The sequence below is a fragment of the Delftia sp. JD2 genome (genome assembly GCF_001682645.1).
In the GTDB taxonomy this organism is placed as follows: Bacteria; Pseudomonadota; Gammaproteobacteria; order Burkholderiales; family Burkholderiaceae_C; genus Comamonas; species Comamonas acidovorans.
The window spans coordinates 1-804 of sequence record NZ_LFJT01000136.1 but is presented as its reverse complement, the minus strand read 5'-3'; the positions used below and the strand labels follow the sequence as shown (position 1 = coordinate 804).

At 64.7% G+C, this 804-nt stretch carries 1 protein-coding gene; it reads right to left on the bottom strand.

Features of this window, described 5'->3' with window-relative positions; all coding sequences use genetic code 11:
* On the bottom strand, positions 1 to 804 hold an 804-nt coding region (locus tag ACM14_RS30190), incomplete at both ends, for a hypothetical protein (protein ID WP_139093542.1).

The window sequence follows — 804 nt, the reverse complement described above, 5'->3', positions numbered from 1 at the left end:
CGTCGGATTGACCGGGTTGATGCCACCCGCTGGATCGTAGGAGGCCGTGTTCGTGCTCGAACCAACCGCCGTCGGAACAGCCGGCAGATTGAAGCTGGTGTTGCTGCCAGCTGCCACCGGTGTGGTGAAGCTCACCGTGCAAGACAGGATCGCCGTGCCATTGCCCACGAAGGGGAAGGTATTGGGAGTGCAAGTTGCACTGGCCACGTTTGCGCCGGTCGGCACGCCCGTGATGCTGATGCCTGCAGGCACCAGGTCCTTGATGGTCACGCTGGTGGCAGGGCCGAAGGCACCGGCAGCGTTGGACACGGAGAACGCGTAGTTGAACGCAGTTCCCACAGCCAGGCTGCCCGGGTTGGCCTTGGTGACCGTCAGCGCTGGCGTACCAGGCGTGACCGGCGTGGAAGGCGTCGATGCGCAATCCGTCGTGCAACCGGCCGTCGGATTGACCGGGCTGATGCCACCGGACGGATCGTAGGAGGCCGTGTTCGTGCTCGAGCCCACCGCCGTCGGAACAGCTGGCAGGTTGAAGCTGGTGTTGCTACCCGCTGCGACCGAAGCCGTGAAGTTCACCGTGCAAGTCAGCACGGAGCTGCCATTGCCCGCAAACGGGAAGGTGTTTGGCGTGCAGGTCGCACTGGCTACGTTCGCGCCGGTCGGCACTCCCGTGATGCTGATGCCTGCCGGCACCAGGTCCTTGATGGTCACGCTGGTGGCGGGACCGAAGGCACTGGCAGCGTTGGACACGGAGAACGCGTAGTTGAAGGGCGTGCCCACAGCCAAGCTGCCGGGGTTGGCTTTGGT